The sequence below is a fragment of the Pseudomonas sp. F-14 TE3623 genome (assembly GCF_053629015.1).
The window spans coordinates 1,496,557-1,512,500 of record NZ_JBRJHM010000001.1 but is presented as its reverse complement, the minus strand read 5'-3'; the positions used below and the strand labels follow the sequence as shown (position 1 = coordinate 1,512,500).

Genomic DNA, 15,944 nt, shown 5'->3' with positions numbered 1-15,944 from the left:
CCGAACTGCAGGGTGTCGCCGCCGAAGCGCACGTAGAACCCGGCTTTCCACAGAGCCATGCCGGCTTCGAACGGACGCACGATGGCATCGCCGTCGCGAGGCGCAATCTGGATGGCACCGGCCAACCCGTAGTTACGAATGTCGATGACGTTTTTCGAGCCCTTCAAACCATGCAACGCATTTTCGAAATGCGGTGCCACTTCCGCCACGCTCTGCACCAGGTTTTCCTTTTGCAGCAGGTCGAGTGCTGCCAGGCCCGCAGCACAAGCCACCGGGTGGGCGGAATAGGTGTAGCCGTGCGGGAATTCCACCGCGTACTCAGGCGTCGCCTGGTTCATGAAGGTCTGGTAAATCTCGGAGCTGGCAATCACCGCGCCCATCGGGATCGCGCCGTTGGTGACTTGCTTGGCAATGCACATCAGGTCAGGAGTCACGCCGAAACTGTCGGCGCCGAACATCGAACCGGTACGGCCGAAACCGGTGATCACTTCGTCGAACACCAGCAGGATATTGTGCTGATCGCAGATTTCGCGCAGACGCTTTAGGTAACCCTGCGGCGGAACCAGAACGCCAGCGGAACCGGCCATTGGTTCGACGAATACCGCAGCAATGTTCGAGGCATCGTGCAGCTCGATCAGCTTGAGCAGTTCATCGGCCAGGGCGATACCACCTTGCTCCGGCATGCCACGGGAAAACGCATTGCTCGCCAGCAAAGTGTGCGGCAGGTGATCGACATCCATCATCGCCTGACCGAACAGTTTGCGGTTGCCGTTCACGCCGCCGAGGCTGGTGCCGGCGATGTTCACGCCGTGATACCCACGAGCACGACCGATCATTTTGGTTTTGGTGGCCTGGCCTTTCAGGCGCCAGTAAGCACGCACCATTTTCACCGCTGTGTCTGCACACTCGGAACCCGAGTCGGTGAAGAACACGTGATTCAGATTGCCCGGCGTCAGGTCGGTGATTTTCTCGGCCAACTGGAACGACAACGGGTGACCGTACTGGAAGCCCGGCGAGTAATCGAGGGTGCCCAATTGCTTGGCCACCGCTTCCTGAATTTCCTTGCGAGTGTGTCCGGCGCCGCAGGTCCACAGACCCGAGAGCGAATCGTAGACCTTGCGGCCCTTGTCGTCTGTCAGCCAACTGCCCTCGGCAGCCACGATCAGTCGCGGGTCGCGCTGGAAATTGCGGTTCGCGGTGTAGGGCATCCAGTGAGCATCGAGCTTGAGCTGGCTGGCCAGGGAAGTCGGGGCGTTTTCAGGCACGTTCATGGGCAAAACCTCGCAGGGCAATAAGCGGCGTGGAGATGAAAAGCTTTCTTGCAGCTAAATTGCCACGGAGATAAAGTCGGTGAAATCCAACTTTTCTAACCTTCAGTCAGCCCGCTACTAAACTTTGAGTAAACAAAGCATGAGCAGCCGTCGTCCCGATCCGCTGGCGCAAGTCAGTGACTTTGATATCCGCCTGTTGAGGATTTTTCGCAGCGTCGTGGAATGCGGCGGCTTCTCCGCGGCAGAGTCGGTGCTGGGTATCGGTCGCTCGGCGATCAGCCAGCAGATGAGCGATCTGGAGCAACGCCTCGGCCTGCGTCTTTGTCAACGCGGTCGCGCCGGCTTTTCCCTGACTGAAGAAGGCCGCGAGGTCTACCAATCAGCGCTGCAGCTATTAAGTGCGCTGGAAAGTTTCCGCACCGAGGTCAACGGCCTCCACCAACATTTGCGCGGTGAGTTGACCATTGGCCTGACCGACAACCTGGTCACCCTGCCCCACATGCGCATTACTCACGCCTTGGCGCAGCTGAAGGAGCGTGGTCCGGATGTACAGATCCAGATCCGCATGATCGCGCCCAATGAAGTCGAACAAGGCGTGCTCGACGGTCGCTTGCACGTCGGCGTAGTGCCGCAAGCCAGCGCGCTATCAGGGCTGGAATATCAGCCGCTCTACAGCGAACGTTCGCTGCTGTATTGCGCGGTCGGCCACCCGTTGTTCTATGTCGATGACAAACAACTGGATGATGAACGCCTCAATAGCCAGGACGCCATCGCCCCGACCTTCCGTTTGCCCGCCGAGATTCAGGCCCATTACCAGGCACTCAATTGCACCGCCAGTGCGTCGGATCGCGAAGGCATGGCATTTCTGATTCTGACCGGGCGCTACATCGGTTATCTGCCGGATCATTACGCCAGCCTCTGGGTGCAGCAGGGCCGATTGCGTGCACTGAAACCCAAGGCGCGTTTTTATGACCTGAGTCTGGCATCGGTCACCCGCAAGGGCCGTCGTCCCCACTTGGTGCTGGAGAGTTTTCTGGAGAGCCTGGCAGCGACGCGTTGAACAAGAAAATCCCTGTGGAATTGCGGTGGTCAAGGTTTTATCGCGACAGGACTTGTCTGCGGCCTGCGGGTGCGCTATCAACGCATCTGGTTGCACCCATTTACCTGTTCGGAAGTGCCTATGACCTTTGAAGTCCCAGCCCACGGCGGCAAACCCGCCAGCCGCATTCGTCAGAAGAACGAAGAGACCATCATCAAAGCCGCCGAAGACGAGTTCGCCCGTCACGGGTTCAAAGGCACCAGCATGAACACCATCGCGCAGAATGCCGGATTGCCCAAAGCGAATCTGCATTACTACTTCACCAACAAACTCGGTTTGTATGTGGCGGTGCTGAGTAACATCCTTGAATTGTGGGACAGCACCTTCAATACCCTGACCGTCGAGGACGATCCGGCGGAAGCGCTCACCCGATACATCCGCGCAAAAATGGAATTCTCCCGGCGCCAGCCACAAGCCTCGCGGGTCTTCGCCATGGAGGTCATCAGCGGCGGCGAATGCCTGAGCGCTCATTTCAACCAGGACTATCGCATCTGGTTTCAGGGCCGGGCCGCGGTGTTTCAGGCGTGGATCGACGCCGGTAAAATGGACCCGGTCGACCCCGTGCACCTGATCTTCCTGCTGTGGGGCAGCACCCAGCATTACGCCGATTTTGCCACGCAAATCTGCCGTGTCACCGGGCGCACCAAGTTGACCAAGCAAGACATGGAAGACGCCGGCAACAACCTGATCCGCATCATTCTCAAAGGCTGCGGCCTGACGCCTGCTATCTAAGACACCTATGCCTTTTACCCTCAGCGGTTTTTGCGAATACCGCGAAGAGATTCGCAAAAGCCGCTTCATCACCCTCGCCGGGCCAATCACTAGCGCAGCTGATGCTCAAGCGTTCATCGAACAGCACAGTGATTTGAACGCCTCGCACAATTGCTGGGCCTGGAAACTCGGCGATCAATACCGCAGCAATGACGATGGCGAACCCGGCGGCAGCGCTGGCCGGCCGATTCTGGCAGCGATCGAAGCGCAGGATTGCGATCAGGTCGCGGTACTGGTGATCCGCTGGTATGGCGGCATTCAACTGGGCACCGGCGGCCTCGCCCGGGCCTATGGCGGCGGCGCCAACAAATGCCTGCAAGGGGCGTCGAAGGTTGAGCTGATCAGTCGGGTGCCGGTGAGTTGTGCCTGCGCATTTAGTGAATTGGCGCTGGTGAAACTTCGGGTGGCGGAACTGGGCGGTTTGGTGGTGGAGGAAACCTTCACGGCCAATGGCGTGGAACTGCAATTGGCGATCGGCGAGGGGCAAATAGATACCTTGCAAACGCAGCTAGCGGATTTGAGTCGCGGGCGCATTTTGTTGCAGCGATAAAAGATCAAAAGATCGCAGCCTGCGGCAGCTCCTACGCGCCTGTGGGCGCTGCGATCTTTTGGGGCGCCCCGATTTGCCCTGCATTCGATACTTGCCCACATCTGCTGTGCACCCGGCTGTGGATAACCTGAGCACATTCCGCTGTAACCCTTCTGTCATGCGGCTTTGCGGGCTTTGCTCATTTTTCATCCAAATCCCCAGCAACAACATTTATTCCACGTAAAAACAATCAGTTAGAGCGGTTTATCGCCATTAGAAGAAAGCCCCTCAGTGCTTATGCCCCTCCGGTCGGCTTGCGCACAAATACTGTGGAACAACCTGTGGATAACCCGTTCATGGCTGGCGCAGGCCCATGTCCGACATAGCTTGCAGGCTACTGCTCGTTTTTTGATCAATTCGCCGCGCGCAAAACCGGAGCCTGATCAAAGAATGTGCCCCCAAGTGGTGCCTGATTCGGAGTTGGAATAACGCGAGGCAACGGTCACAACGCCTATCCTTGCAAGGTTTTGTCGATTTCCTGACTCAATGGCCAGGAAATTGCTTTATCCCCAGGCATAACTTCTGTCGACCTGAGCCTGTCATGTCCAACCCCGTGCCGATCCCCGATCAAATACCCCGCCTGCAATTGCGCAGAATCAGCAAACGTTATCCCGGTTGCCTGGCCAACGATGCCATCGACTTGAGCATCGCGCCCGGTGAAATCCACGCCCTGCTCGGCGAAAACGGTGCAGGCAAAAGTACCCTGATGAAAATCATCTACGGCGTCACTCACGCCGACTCAGGGGAAATGATCTGGCAGGGCCAGCGCGTGAGCATGCGCAACCCGGCCCAGGCTCGCGGCCTCGGGATTGGCATGGTATTCCAGCATTTCTCGCTGTTCGAAACCCTGAGCGTGGCGCAGAACATCGCGCTGGCAATGGGCGCTGCGGCAGGAACACCGAAGCAGCTTGAGCCGAAGATTCGTGAAGTGTCCCAGCGCTACGGCATGGCGCTGGAACCGGAGCGACTTGTCCACAGCCTGTCCATCGGCGAGCGTCAACGGGTGGAAATCATTCGCTGCCTGATGCAAGACATTCGCCTGCTGATTCTCGATGAACCGACGTCGGTACTGACTCCACAAGAGGCCGATGAGTTGTTCGTCACTTTGCGCCGACTGGCCGCCGAGGGCTGCAGCATTCTGTTTATCAGCCACAAGCTCGGCGAAGTGCGCGCGTTGTGCCACAGCGCTACGGTGTTGCGCGGAGGTCGGGTGGCCGGGCATTGCGTGCCGGCGGAGTGCTCGGACCGGCAACTGGCGCAATTGATGGTCGGTGAAGCCGCCGAGCTGATCACCGACTATCCAAAGGTCATGGGCGCTGATGCTTTTTTGAACGTGACGGGGTTGTCCTGGCACAACCCCGACCCGTTCGGCTGCTCACTGAAGGACATAGATCTCGACGTGCGCAGCAGCGAAATCGTAGGTATCGCCGGGGTCGCCGGCAATGGTCAGGATGAGTTGCTGGCCTTGCTCAGTGGTGAAGAACGGTTGCCCCGCGATGACAGCGCAACGATCAGTTTCGGCGGACAACCGGTGGCCCATTTGCGGCCGGATGCTCGACGTAAACTTGGCCTGGCATTCGTCCCCGCCGAGCGTCTGGGCCATGGCGCGGTGCCGGAGCTGAGTCTGGCAGATAACGCCCTGCTCACCGCGTTTCAACAGGGGCTGGTCAGCAACGGGCTGATCCAGCGCGGCAAGGTCGAAGGGCTGGCCGAAGACATCATTCGCCGCTTCGGGGTCAAGACACCTGATGTCCAGGCACCAGCTCGCAGTCTGTCCGGCGGCAACTTGCAAAAATTCATCCTCGGCCGGGAGATCCTTCAGCAGCCTAAATTGCTGGTGGCCGCGCACCCGACCTGGGGCGTGGACGTCGGCGCGGCCGCGACCATTCACCGGGCGTTGATTGCCTTGCGCGATGCTGGCGCGGCGATTCTGGTGATCTCTGAAGACCTCGACGAATTGTTCCAGATCAGCGACCGCCTCGGCGCCCTGTGCGGCGGTCGGCTGTCGCCATTGCAGGCCACCGTCGACACCCATCTGAGCGACGTCGGCGGCTGGATGGCCGGCCAGTTCGACACACCTCAATCACCTGCCGCCGTAGCGCTTTAACGGAGTTTCACATGCTGCTTTCTCTCGAACCCCGTGGCCAGCAATCACGCCTGATGTTGTGGTGCTCGCCTTTACTGGCAGCCGTGTTGACCCTGGGCTGTGGCTCATTGCTGTTTATCGCGCTGGGTCACGATCCGTTGCTGACCTTGCACACGTTGCTGATTGCACCGATCAGCGACTTGTACGGCGTTTCCGAATTGTTGGTCAAAGCGTTGCCGATTCTGCTCTGCGCATTGGGCCTGGCGGTGGCGTATCAGGCGCGGATCTGGAACATCGGCGCCGAAGGTCAGTTGCTGCTTGGCGCCCTCGCCGGCAGTGCGCTGGCGGTAAACATCATTGGCGTGCAAAGCCGTTGGGCGCTGGTGTTGATCCTGCTCACTGGCACCTTGGCCGGCGCCGCGTGGGCCGGGTTGACTGCATGGTTGCGCACGCGCTTCAACGCCAATGAAATCCTCACCAGCATCATGCTCAATTACATCGCCCTGAACCTGCTGCTGTTCTGCGTCCACGGCCCGCTGAAGGACCCGGCCGGGTTCAACTTTCCAGAGTCAGCGATGTTCGGCGATGCCAGTCGGCTGCCGCTGTTGATGGAGGACGGCCGGGTTCACGCCGGGGCCTATTTCGCCTTGCTCGCGCTGGTGGCGGTGTGGGTGTTACTGCAGAAAAGCTTTGTCGGCTTCCAGATCAAAGTGCTTGGGCTGGACAAGCGCGCCGCTGGTTTCGTCGGCTTTCGCGAGAAGCGACTGATCTGGCTGGCGTTGTTGATCAGCGGCGGTTTGGCGGGATTGGCCGGCGTGTGCGAAGTCACCGGGCCGATCGGCCAACTGGTGCCGCAAGTCTCACCGGGTTACGGCTATGCGGCGATCACTGTGGCGTTTCTCGGGCGACTGAATCCCATCGGCATTCTGTTTTCCAGCCTGTTGATGGCGCTGCTGTACATCGGTGGCGAAAGCGCGCAGATGAGCATGAACCTGCCGCAAGCCATCACTCAATTGTTCCAGGGGATGATGCTGTTTTTCCTGCTGGCCAGTGACGTGCTGATTCTCTACCGACCGCGTTTGAACTTGCGCTGGGCTCGCCGTGCACCAACCACCGCCGTACACGCAGGAGCCTTGTGATGGATATCGATCTGCTGAGCAATATTTTCTACGCCATGGTTCGCTGCGGTACGCCGTTGTTGCTGGTGGCGCTGGGCGAGCTGATCTGCGAGAAGAGCGGCGTCCTCAATCTGGGACAGGAAGGCATGATGCTGTTTGGCGCGGTGATCGGTTTTATCGTCGCGCTGAACAGCGGCAACCTCTGGCTTGGCGTGTTGCTGGCGATGCTCGCCGGGATGCTGTTGTCGTCGCTGTTTGCCCTGGTGGCACTGGTGTTCAATGCCAATCAGGTGGCGACCGGGTTGGCGTTGACAATCTTCGGCGTGGGCCTGTCGACCTTTGTCGGCGCAGCGTGGGTTGGTAAACCGTTGGCGGGTTTTGAGCCGGTGGCGATTCCGTTGTTGAGTGAAATCCCGCTGATCGGGCGGATGCTGTTTGCTCAGGACTTGCTGGTGTATCTGTCGTTCGCGCTGTTCACGTTAGTGGCCTGGGTGATTCTGAAAAGTCGCGTCGGGTTGATTATTCAGGCAGTCGGAGAAAACCCGGACGCCGCCAGTGCCATGGGCTTGCCGGTGTTGCGCGTGCGTACGCTGGCGGTGCTGTTTGGCGGGGCAATGGCGGGGTTGGCCGGGGCTTATTTGTCCCTGGCGTACACGCCGATGTGGGCGGAAAACATGAGCGCCGGTCGTGGCTGGATTGCCTTGGCGCTGGTGGTGTTTGCCAGTTGGCGGGTGTGGCGATTGCTGCTCGGGGCGTATCTGTTCGGTCTCGCCAGCATCCTGCATTTGGTGGCGCAGGGGTTGGGGCTGGCGATTCCGTCAAGCCTGCTGGCGATGCTGCCGTATGTCGCGACCATTGTGGTGTTGGTGCTGCTGTCCCGGGATGCCGTGCGCACACGGTTGTATGCGCCGGTTTCGTTGGGACAGCCGTGGCAGGCCGGGCATTAGTGGTTGCCTGCACGGGCCTCTTCGCGAGCAAGCCCGCTCCCACATTGGACCGGGTGAACCTTGGATTATTGGTTTACACAATCCCCCTGTGGGAGCGGGCTTGCTCGCGAAGAGGCCCGAACAGGCAACACTTGAACAACGCCCCACGCCAATTCAAAGACCAAGAAAACAACCAGCAATGAACTGGCGCCGTGGAGCAAGGCATACAGCTGCCAAGCCGAAAACAGAAACCTCCCCACTGCGTCATACCGCCCAAACACCTGCTGCGGATCACGAATCCGCAATACCGCCCAGACGCACACAATCGAACCCAACAAATTCGCCATCAGCATGTGCATCGGCTCGAACGGCGGTAGCTCGCCAGGCAGATTGAAAGTCTGACTCAGGCTCAACAACACGCCATGCAACGCCGCAAAACTCCACGGCGTTACAAAAGCAGCGGTCACGATCAGGTCGTACCACGCACTGCCACGCACCACTTGACGATATTGCGCTGAAGTCCACATCGGCATTGCTCCATAAATTCAGGGAGCAACAAGGCTAAAGCCTGGAGTATGCTCCAGGGTCAAGCCCTCTCGAGACATTAAGATGCGCATCGGTGAATTAGCCCAGGCCAGCGCCGTCAGCCGCGATACGTTGCGCTTTTACGAGCAGCGCGGGTTGATCGCCGCCCAACGTAGCGCCAATGGTTATCGCGACTATCCGGCGCAGATGGTGCAACTGGTGCTGTACATCAAGACCGCTCAACGGCTGGGCTTTACCCTCGGCGAGATCGGCAGTAGCGTCGCCGCGCTGTGGCAGGCGCCCGACCCAGCCAATGCCGTTACCCAGCTGCTGCAAGACAAACTGAACCTGATCGAAACCCGCATCGCCGAACTCGACGTCTTGCGTCAGGAACTGCAACATCGACTCGGTCAGCGTTGTCCATTAAATCCGTGATTCTCATCTATCTAGGAAGCCATTCATGTCTACGGCAAAAACCGCACTCATCATCGGCGCCTCCCGGGGCCTGGGCCTCGGTCTGGTGAAAACCCTGCTGGCCGACGGTTGGCAAGTCACCGCCACCGTGCGTAACCCGCAGAGCGCCGAAGCCTTGCAAGCGTTGGGCAAGGTGCGGATCGAGAAACTCGACATGGACGATCAGCAAGCAGTCATCGCCCTTAGCCAACAACTCAAGGGTGAAGTGTTCGACTTGTTGTTCGTGAATGCCGGGGTCAAGGGGCCGGAGGTCCAGACGCCGGGCGGCGCGACGTTGGCCGAGGTCGGTCAATTGTTCTTCACCAACGCCGTGGCGCCGATCAATCTGGCCCAGCGATTTGTCGGGCAGATTCGTGAAGACAGCGGCGTGCTGGCGTTCATGAGTTCGGTGCTGGGCAGCGTGACCATGCCCGACGCGCCGGAGCTGGCGCTGTACAAGGCCAGCAAGGCGGCGCTGAACTCCATGACCAACAGCTTCGTCACCCAATTGGGCGAACAGAAACTCACCGTGCTGTCGCTGCATCCGGGTTGGGTGAAGACTGATATGGGCGGTGAAGGCGCGGACATTGATGTGGAAACCAGCACCCGCGGGTTGATCGATCAGGTGAATGTGTATGCCGGCAAGGGCGGGCATCATTTTGTGAACTACAGGGGTGAGACCATTCCCTGGTAACACCACCGATCGAGTGTGGGAGCGGGCTTGCTCGCGAAGGCGGTGTGTCAGGCGACATCCATGTTGAATGTAATATCGCATTCGCGAGCAAGCCCGCTCCCACAGGGGTTTCGCGTTGTCCTGTCGGGCCGGGCTTGCCCACGAAGCTTTTTTGTTCGAAACTCCGCACCTCGCCCCCGCGGCGACCCTGGATCAGCAGACAGGGCAACACTGAGCTGGCAACCCTGAACCCAACTTTCAGAGGAGCCGGCCACCATGCCTGCGACCCGTACCTGGTTAAAAAATCCCCTCGCCATTTTCACGGCCAACACGCTCGATGCCCGTGGCGGTCTGGTTGTGCAAGACGGCTTGATCGTCGAAGTGCTCAGCGCCGGCCAGCAACCGTCCGCGCCCTGTGACCACGTTTTCGATGCTCGCGAACATGTGATCCTGCCGGGGCTGATCAACACCCATCACCACTTCTATCAAACCCTGACCCGTGCCTGGGCGCCGGTGGTTAATCAGCCGTTGTTCCCGTGGTTGAAAACCCTCTATCCGGTCTGGGCTCGCCTCACCCCTGAAAAGCTTGCCCTCGCCACCAAAGTCGCGTTGGCCGAGTTGCTGCTGTCCGGTTGCACCACCGCGGCCGATCACCATTACCTGTTTCCGGAAGGTCTGGAAAACGCGATCGATGTGCAGGTCGAGAGTGTTCGCGAACTGGGCATGCGCGCCATGCTCACTCGCGGTTCCATGAGTCTCGGCGAAAAAGACGGTGGCCTGCCACCGCAGCAAACTGTCCAGGAAGGTGAAGTGATCCTCGACGATAGCCAACGCTTGATTGCCGCGTACCACGAGCGCGGCGATGGGGCACAGATTCAGATAGCCCTGGCACCGTGCTCGCCGTTCTCGGTGACCCCGGAAATCATGTCCGCCAGCGCCGAACTAGCGAACTCCCTCGACGTGCGCCTGCACACGCACTTGGCAGAAACCCTCGACGAAGAAGACTTCTGCCTGCAACGCTTTGGCCTTCGCACCGTGGATTATCTGGACAGCGTCGGCTGGCTCGGGCCACGTACCTGGCTGGCCCACGGCATTCATTTCAACCCCGACGAAATCGCCCGTCTCGGCGCGGCCGGCACGGGTATTTGCCATTGCCCGAGTTCGAACATGCGCCTGGCCTCCGGCATTTGCCCGACGCTGGACCTGACCGCTGCGGGTGCGCTGCTGGGTCTGGGCGTGGACGGTTCGGCGTCCAACGATGCGTCGAACATGATCCTCGAAACCCGTCAGGCGCTGTACATCCAGCGGCTGCGTTATGGCGCCGAAAAGATTACGCCGGAATTGGTACTGGGCTGGGCGACCAAGGGCTCGGCGAGTTTGCTCGGGCGCAGTGATATCGGTGAACTGGCGGTGGGCAAGCAGGCGGATCTGGCGCTGTTCAAACTGGATGAGCTGCGCTTCTCCGGCAGCCATGATCCGGTGTCTGCGCTGCTGCTGTGCGGTGCGGATCGGGCGGACCGGGTGATGATCGGCGGAAAGTGGCGGGTGATCGATGGGCAGGTTGAGGGGCTGGATCTGAAAGGGTTGATTGCCGATCATAGCCAGGCGGCTCGGCAGTTGATCAGCGGCGTCTGATACGACAGCGATCTAATGTGGGAGCGGGCTTGCTCGCGAAAGCGGTGTATCTGTCGACATCAATGTTGAATGAAAAACCGCTTTCGCGAGCAAGCCCGCTCCCACATTTTTGATCCGGTTTCGACAGTGATTTAAAGGCCCAACAACGACAACATGATGAACGTCGCAAACAGCACAAAGTGGGTCATGCCCTCGATGGCATTGGTTTGCCCATCGTTGAGGTTGATCGCGCTGACGATCAGGGTGATGAAGATCATCACGGTCTGCACCGGAGTCATCGCCATCTGAAATGGCTGACCGGTGTAGAGCGCCATGGCTTCCATCACCGGCACCGTCAGGATCACCGTCGACAGCGACGCGCCCATGGCGATGTTCACCACCGCCTGCATGCGGTTGGCCAGGGCCGCCCGTAACGCAGTCAGAATCTCCGGCGCAGCGGAAATTGCCGCCACCAGAATCGCCGTAATCACTGGCGGAGCTCCGGTTCCTTCCAGGCCCAGATCGAGGGTCTTGGACATCACCTCGGCCAATGCGCCGATCACCACCACGCCAAACACCAACGTTCCGATGCTCAATGCCAGATTGATCGGTTCGGGCTCTTCGTCTGGCTCCTTCCTGCGACGTTTTTCCGGGTAGCTGTAGCTGAAGAAATAACTGTGCGGCCCGACCTGCATGCGCAGGAACAAGGCGTAGAGCACGACCATCGCGCCGATGGTGAAGGCTGAATAGAGTTTCCAGTTGGCCTCGGGAATGAACTCCGGCACCACCATCGAAACGCCCATGGCGGTGAGGATCATCACGCTGTAGCTGCGCGCCGAGTCGTCGTTGTAAGACTGTTCGCCATGCTTGAGCCCGCCCATTAACGCGGCCAGGCCGAGAATGCCGTTGATGTCGAGCATCACAGCTGAATAAATCGTGTCGCGAACCAGTGTTTTTGAGGCTTCGTTGCTCATCATGATCGCCAGGATCACCACTTCCACCAACACCGCTGCCAAGGTCAGGATCATCGTGCCGTAGGGATCGCCGACTTTTTCAGCGAGCAGTTCCGCGTGATGGGCAACGCGCATCGAGGCGGCGACGATGAACGCGATCAGCACCAGGCCGGCGGTCAGGGCGATGGTCTGGCCGCTGTGCAGCAGCCAGTGCTCCATCGGGTAGGCGACGAAGGCGGCGATCAGGGCCAGCAGTAGAAACTTTTCTTGCTTGATGAGTGTGAGCATCGCGGGCCTTTTGCCGAACTGAGCGAAATCGGCGTGATTAGCTACTGACTGCGGGGCGGCGCCAACGTTTCGTTACACCTTAGCGCACCAGTGGATGGCAGTTGCGCTTGGCCATGCACTTTTATCGGCCTTACGGGTCTCTTCGCGGGCAAGCCCGCTCCCACAGGATTTGGGCAGGTCATGTGGGAGCAGGCTTGCCCGCGATGGCCGTTACGCGATTTCGATCCATTTGTTGTCCTGTTGGTCAGCAATTTGCATTGCCCTCCTCCATCTCACAACAAAATGGAGTTCCAGTTCATGCATAAACGTCCGTTGAAGCAGCTGCTTTGCGCTGTCGCCGCAGCCATCGGTCTGAGCGCCAGCCTGACCGCCAGTGCTGCCGACCCGCTGAAAGTCGGCTTCGTCTATATCGGTCCGATCGGTGACCACGGCTGGACGTATCAGCATGAACAGGGACGCAAGGCGCTGGCTGAGAAGTTCGGTGAGCAAATCACCACCAACTACGTGGAGAACGTCGCCGAGGGCGCCGATGCCGAGCGGGTGATCCGCAACATGGCCAAGGACAAGTACGACCTGATTTTCACCACATCCTTTGGCTACATGAACCCGACCCTGAAAGTTGCCAAGCAATTTCCCAAGGTGACCTTCGAACACGCCACCGGCTATAAACAAGACAAGAACCTTGGCACTTACCTGGCGCGCACTTACGAGGGCCGCTACGTCGGCGGTTTCCTCGCGGCGAAGATGACCAAGACCAAGAAAGTCGGCTACGTCGCCTCGTTCCCGATTCCGGAAGTCATCCGCGACATCAACGCTATCCAGCTAGCCCTGAACAAGTACAACCCTGGCACCGAGATCAAAGTGGTGTGGGTCAATTCCTGGTTCGATCCGGGTAAAGAAGCCGACGCCGCCAATGCGTTGATCGATCAGGGCGTGGACGTGGTGTTCCAGCACACCGACAGCCCGGCACCGATCCAGGCGGCCGAACGGCGTGGCGTGTACGCCGTCGGTTATGCGTCGGACATGGCGCATTTCGGGCCGAAAGCGGTGCTGACGTCTATCGTCAACGACTGGGGACCGCACTACATTCAGGCGACCCAAAGCGTGCTCGACCACACATGGAAATCCCAGGATTATTGGGGCGGTCTGAAGGAAGGCACGGTTGAGCTGCCGATCAGCGACCTGGTACCGGCCGCGGTGAAAACCGAAGCCGAGCAGATCATCGCCGACATCAAGAGCGGTGCGTTGCATCCGTTCACCGGGCCGATCAAGGACCAGGCCGGCGTGGAGAAAATTCCGGCGGGTGCGACGGCAACCAATGCGGAACTGGCGTCGATGAACTATTACGTCGAAGGCATGAAGGCCGAGATACCGAAGTAATTCCGGCCCGAACACAAAACCCTGTGGGAGCGAGCAAGCCCGCTCCCACACTGGATTTATGGTGTGTGCTTGGTTGTGTTTCAGACATCGCATTTATCAGGACTGCGCATGAACCAACTCCCGATCATCGACATCAGCCCGCTCTACAGCGCTGATCAAAACGCCTGGCAATCGATCGCCACACAAATCGACCATGCCTGCCGCGAATGGGGCTTTTTCTATATCAAGGGCCACCCGATCGCCCCGTCGCGTATCGATGCCGTGCTCGACCATGCCCAACGCTTCTTCGCCCTGCCTGCCGCTGAAAAACTCAAGATCGACATCACCCAGACCCGCCACCACCGCGGCTATGGCGCCATCGCCACCGAACAACTCGACCCGAGCAAACCCAGCGATCTGAAAGAAACCTTCGACATGGGGCTGCACCTGCCGGCCGATCATCCCGAGGTTATTGCGGAAAAACCTTTGCGCGGCCCCAACCGTCATCCGTCGATGCCCGGTTGGGAATCGCTGATGGAGCAACACTACGTCGACATGCAGGCGCTCGCTCAAACCCTGTTGCGGGCCATGACCCTGGCGCTGGGCATCGAGCGCGATTTCTTCGATACACGTTTCAACGAACCGGTCAGCGTGCTGCGGATGATTCACTACCCGCCGCGCCACACTGCCAGCACCGAAGATCAGCAAGGTGCCGGCGCTCACACCGATTACGGCTGCATCACCCTGCTCTACCAGGATGCCGCTGGCGGTCTGCAAGTGCGCAACGTACAGGGCGAATGGATCGATGCGCCGCCGATAGAAGGCACCTTCGTGGTGAATCTCGGCGACATGATGGCGCGCTGGAGTAACGACCGTTACCTGTCGACGCCGCACCGGGTGATCAGCCCGCTGGGGGTGGATCGGTACTCGATGCCGTTCTTTGCCGAACCGCATCCCGACACGCCCATCGAATGCCTGCCCGGTTGCCAGGACGAACGGCATCCGGCGAAGTATCCGGCCACCACCTGCGCCGAATTCCTGCTGTCGCGTTTCGCCGATACCTACGCCTATCGACGGGAACAGGAAGCCGTGTAATGAACCGGCTGGTCAGGTTTTGCTCATTGTTTCTGCGGGCATCTGTAGAATGCCCTCATTGCACCTGATGAGAATTCAAAAATGTACGACTGGCTGAACGCCCTGCCCAAGGCAGAATTGCACTTGCACCTGGAAGGTTCGCTGGAACCTGAGCTGCTGTTCGCCCTGGCCGAACGCAACAAGATCGCCCTGCCGTGGAGCGACGTTGAAACCCTGCGCAAGGCTTACGCCTTCAATAACCTGCAAGAGTTTCTCGACCTGTATTACCAGGGCGCCGATGTGTTGCGCACGTCTCAGGATTTCTACGACCTGACCTGGGCCTACCTGTTGCGCTGCAAGGCGCAGAACGTGATTCACACCGAACCGTTCTTCGACCCGCAAACCCACACCGACCGTGGCATCCCGTTCGAAGTGGTGCTCAACGGCATCGCCGCCGCACTGAAGGATGGCGAGCAGCAGCTGGGCATCACCAGTGGTTTGATCCTCAGTTTCCTGCGTCACTTGAGCGAAGACGAAGCGCAGAAAACCCTCGACCAGGCATTGCCGTTCCGCGATGCGTTTGTCGCCGTGGGCCTGGACAGTTCGGAGATGGGCCACCCGCCGAGCAAGTTCCAGCGGGTGTTCGATCGTGCGCGCAACGAAGGCTTCCTGACCGTGGCCCACGCCGGTGAAGAAGGCCCGCCCGAGTACATCTGGGAAGCCCTCGACCTGCTAAAAATCCAGCGCATCGACCATGGCGTGCGCGCCATCGAAGACGAGCGCTTGATGCAGCGGATCATCGACGAGCAGATCCCGCTGACCGTGTGCCCATTGTCGAACACCAAGCTCTGTGTGTTCGATCACATGTCCCAACACAACATCCTCGACATGCTGGAGCGCGGTGTGAAGGTCACGGTGAACTCCGATGACCCGGCCTACTTCGGCGGGTATGTCACCGAGAACTTCCATGCGCTGTACACCGATCTGGGCATGACCCAGGATCAGGCCAAGCGCCTGGCGCAGAACAGCCTGGATGCGCGGTTGGTGAAACCGTAAGGTTTACCGCACAACCCATGTGGGAGCGGGCTTGCTCGCGAAAAGCGGCGTGTCAGTCAACGATGATGTCGACTGGCATACCGCTTTCG

The 15,944-nt window shown here is 59.4% G+C and carries 15 protein-coding genes (1 of these 15 running past the window's edge); 12 read left to right on the top strand and 3 right to left on the bottom strand.

Annotated elements, in window-relative coordinates:
• A protein-coding gene (locus AB7M29_RS06785; protein ID WP_454246579.1) for an aminotransferase class III-fold pyridoxal phosphate-dependent enzyme crosses the window boundary here: on the bottom strand, positions 1-1,271 show its 5' portion. 79 nt of this gene lie to the left of the window's left edge; the window shows 1,271 of its 1,350 coding nt (coding positions 1-1,271); its start codon is at positions 1,269-1,271; its stop codon lies off the left edge, out of view.
• Between the two features lie 139 nt (positions 1,272-1,410).
• Between AB7M29_RS06785 and AB7M29_RS06780 the strand changes: the two genes are divergently transcribed.
• The 6 genes from AB7M29_RS06780 to AB7M29_RS06755 all read left to right on the top strand — a co-directional run bounded on the left by AB7M29_RS06780 (position 1,411) and on the right by AB7M29_RS06755 (position 7,881).
• On the top strand, positions 1,411-2,331 hold the full coding sequence (locus AB7M29_RS06780; protein WP_008006295.1) for a LysR family transcriptional regulator: 921 nt from the start codon (positions 1,411-1,413) through the stop codon (positions 2,329-2,331).
• A 120-nt stretch (positions 2,332-2,451) separates the two neighbouring features.
• The gene (locus tag AB7M29_RS06775; protein ID WP_038978834.1) at positions 2,452-3,102 is read left to right on the top strand and encodes a TetR/AcrR family transcriptional regulator; all 651 of its coding nucleotides are present in this window, start codon (positions 2,452-2,454) and stop codon (positions 3,100-3,102) included.
• A 7-nt stretch (positions 3,103-3,109) separates the two neighbouring features.
• Complete coding sequence (locus AB7M29_RS06770) at positions 3,110-3,691, top strand: IMPACT family protein (RefSeq protein WP_217855793.1); 582 nt, start codon at positions 3,110-3,112, stop codon at positions 3,689-3,691.
• A gap of 580 nt (positions 3,692-4,271) precedes the next feature.
• Positions 4,272-5,837 carry an ABC transporter ATP-binding protein gene (locus AB7M29_RS06765; RefSeq protein ID WP_454246578.1) on the top strand — a complete coding sequence of 522 codons (1,566 nt, stop codon included), beginning with the start codon at positions 4,272-4,274 and terminating at the stop codon, positions 5,835-5,837.
• Between the two features lie 11 nt (positions 5,838-5,848).
• Positions 5,849-6,955 (top strand): ABC transporter permease, encoded by a 1,107-nt coding sequence (locus AB7M29_RS06760; protein WP_454246577.1) that lies wholly within the window; start codon positions 5,849-5,851, stop codon positions 6,953-6,955.
• The gene (locus AB7M29_RS06755; RefSeq protein WP_038978830.1) at positions 6,955-7,881 is read left to right on the top strand and encodes an ABC transporter permease; all 927 of its coding nucleotides are present in this window, start codon (positions 6,955-6,957) and stop codon (positions 7,879-7,881) included. The genes AB7M29_RS06760 and AB7M29_RS06755 overlap by 1 nt, the downstream gene beginning before the upstream one ends.
• 65 nt (positions 7,882-7,946) lie before the next feature.
• Here AB7M29_RS06755 and AB7M29_RS06750 read toward each other — a convergent pair whose 3' ends face one another.
• Entirely contained in the window at positions 7,947-8,387 is a 441-nt protein-coding gene (locus AB7M29_RS06750) for a hypothetical protein (protein WP_217855787.1), read from the bottom strand.
• Positions 8,388-8,469: 82 nt separating this feature from the next.
• Here AB7M29_RS06750 and AB7M29_RS06745 point away from each other — a divergent pair, with 82 nt between their 5' ends.
• From AB7M29_RS06745 to AB7M29_RS06735, 3 genes are all read left to right on the top strand, one after another.
• Positions 8,470-8,820: a MerR family transcriptional regulator gene (locus AB7M29_RS06745; RefSeq protein WP_217855785.1), complete on the top strand. Its 351-nt coding sequence runs from the start codon at positions 8,470-8,472 to the stop codon at positions 8,818-8,820.
• A 25-nt stretch (positions 8,821-8,845) separates the two neighbouring features.
• A complete protein-coding gene (locus AB7M29_RS06740; protein ID WP_454246576.1) occupies positions 8,846-9,532 on the top strand; it encodes an SDR family oxidoreductase in 687 nt (228 codons plus the stop codon).
• Positions 9,533-9,787: 255 nt separating this feature from the next.
• Positions 9,788-11,146: an 8-oxoguanine deaminase gene (locus AB7M29_RS06735; protein ID WP_454246575.1), complete on the top strand. Its 1,359-nt coding sequence runs from the start codon at positions 9,788-9,790 to the stop codon at positions 11,144-11,146.
• 131 nt (positions 11,147-11,277) lie between these two features.
• Here AB7M29_RS06735 and AB7M29_RS06730 read toward each other — a convergent pair whose 3' ends face one another.
• A complete protein-coding gene (locus AB7M29_RS06730) occupies positions 11,278-12,366 on the bottom strand; it encodes a calcium:proton antiporter (RefSeq protein ID WP_454246574.1) in 1,089 nt (362 codons plus the stop codon).
• 297 nt (positions 12,367-12,663) lie between these two features.
• Here AB7M29_RS06730 and AB7M29_RS06725 point away from each other — a divergent pair, with 297 nt between their 5' ends.
• The 3 genes from AB7M29_RS06725 (at position 12,664) to AB7M29_RS06715 (ending at position 15,855) form a co-directional block, all read left to right on the top strand.
• Positions 12,664-13,746 carry a BMP family ABC transporter substrate-binding protein gene (locus AB7M29_RS06725; protein WP_305448084.1) on the top strand — a complete coding sequence of 361 codons (1,083 nt, stop codon included), beginning with the start codon at positions 12,664-12,666 and terminating at the stop codon, positions 13,744-13,746.
• 108 nt (positions 13,747-13,854) lie between these two features.
• Complete coding sequence (locus AB7M29_RS06720; RefSeq protein WP_052966566.1) at positions 13,855-14,820, top strand: 2-oxoglutarate and iron-dependent oxygenase domain-containing protein; 966 nt, start codon at positions 13,855-13,857, stop codon at positions 14,818-14,820.
• Positions 14,821-14,901: 81 nt separating this feature from the next.
• Positions 14,902-15,855 carry an adenosine deaminase gene (locus tag AB7M29_RS06715; protein WP_038978824.1) on the top strand — a complete coding sequence of 318 codons (954 nt, stop codon included), beginning with the start codon at positions 14,902-14,904 and terminating at the stop codon, positions 15,853-15,855.
• Positions 15,856-15,944 lie beyond the last annotated feature (89 nt).

Bases quoted from the DNA above. Each gene is read 5' to 3' on its own strand.
- AB7M29_RS06780 (WP_008006295.1), top strand. From the start codon at position 1,411: ATGAGCAGCCGTCGTCCCGATCCGCTGGCGCAAGTCAGTGACTTTGAT.
- AB7M29_RS06775 (WP_038978834.1), top strand. From the start codon at position 2,452: ATGACCTTTGAAGTCCCAGCCCACGGCGGCAAACCCGCCAGCCGCATT.
- AB7M29_RS06770 (WP_217855793.1), top strand. From the start codon at position 3,110: ATGCCTTTTACCCTCAGCGGTTTTTGCGAATACCGCGAAGAGATTCGC.
- AB7M29_RS06765 (WP_454246578.1), top strand. From the start codon at position 4,272: ATGTCCAACCCCGTGCCGATCCCCGATCAAATACCCCGCCTGCAATTG.
- AB7M29_RS06760 (WP_454246577.1), top strand. From the start codon at position 5,849: ATGCTGCTTTCTCTCGAACCCCGTGGCCAGCAATCACGCCTGATGTTG.
- AB7M29_RS06755 (WP_038978830.1), top strand. From the start codon at position 6,955: ATGGATATCGATCTGCTGAGCAATATTTTCTACGCCATGGTTCGCTGC.
- AB7M29_RS06750 (WP_217855787.1), bottom strand. From the start codon at position 8,387: ATGTGGACTTCAGCGCAATATCGTCAAGTGGTGCGTGGCAGTGCGTGG.
- AB7M29_RS06745 (WP_217855785.1), top strand. From the start codon at position 8,470: ATGCGCATCGGTGAATTAGCCCAGGCCAGCGCCGTCAGCCGCGATACG.
- AB7M29_RS06740 (WP_454246576.1), top strand. From the start codon at position 8,846: ATGTCTACGGCAAAAACCGCACTCATCATCGGCGCCTCCCGGGGCCTG.
- AB7M29_RS06735 (WP_454246575.1), top strand. From the start codon at position 9,788: ATGCCTGCGACCCGTACCTGGTTAAAAAATCCCCTCGCCATTTTCACG.
- AB7M29_RS06730 (WP_454246574.1), bottom strand. From the start codon at position 12,366: ATGCTCACACTCATCAAGCAAGAAAAGTTTCTACTGCTGGCCCTGATC.
- AB7M29_RS06725 (WP_305448084.1), top strand. From the start codon at position 12,664: ATGCATAAACGTCCGTTGAAGCAGCTGCTTTGCGCTGTCGCCGCAGCC.
- AB7M29_RS06720 (WP_052966566.1), top strand. From the start codon at position 13,855: ATGAACCAACTCCCGATCATCGACATCAGCCCGCTCTACAGCGCTGAT.
- AB7M29_RS06715 (WP_038978824.1), top strand. From the start codon at position 14,902: ATGTACGACTGGCTGAACGCCCTGCCCAAGGCAGAATTGCACTTGCAC.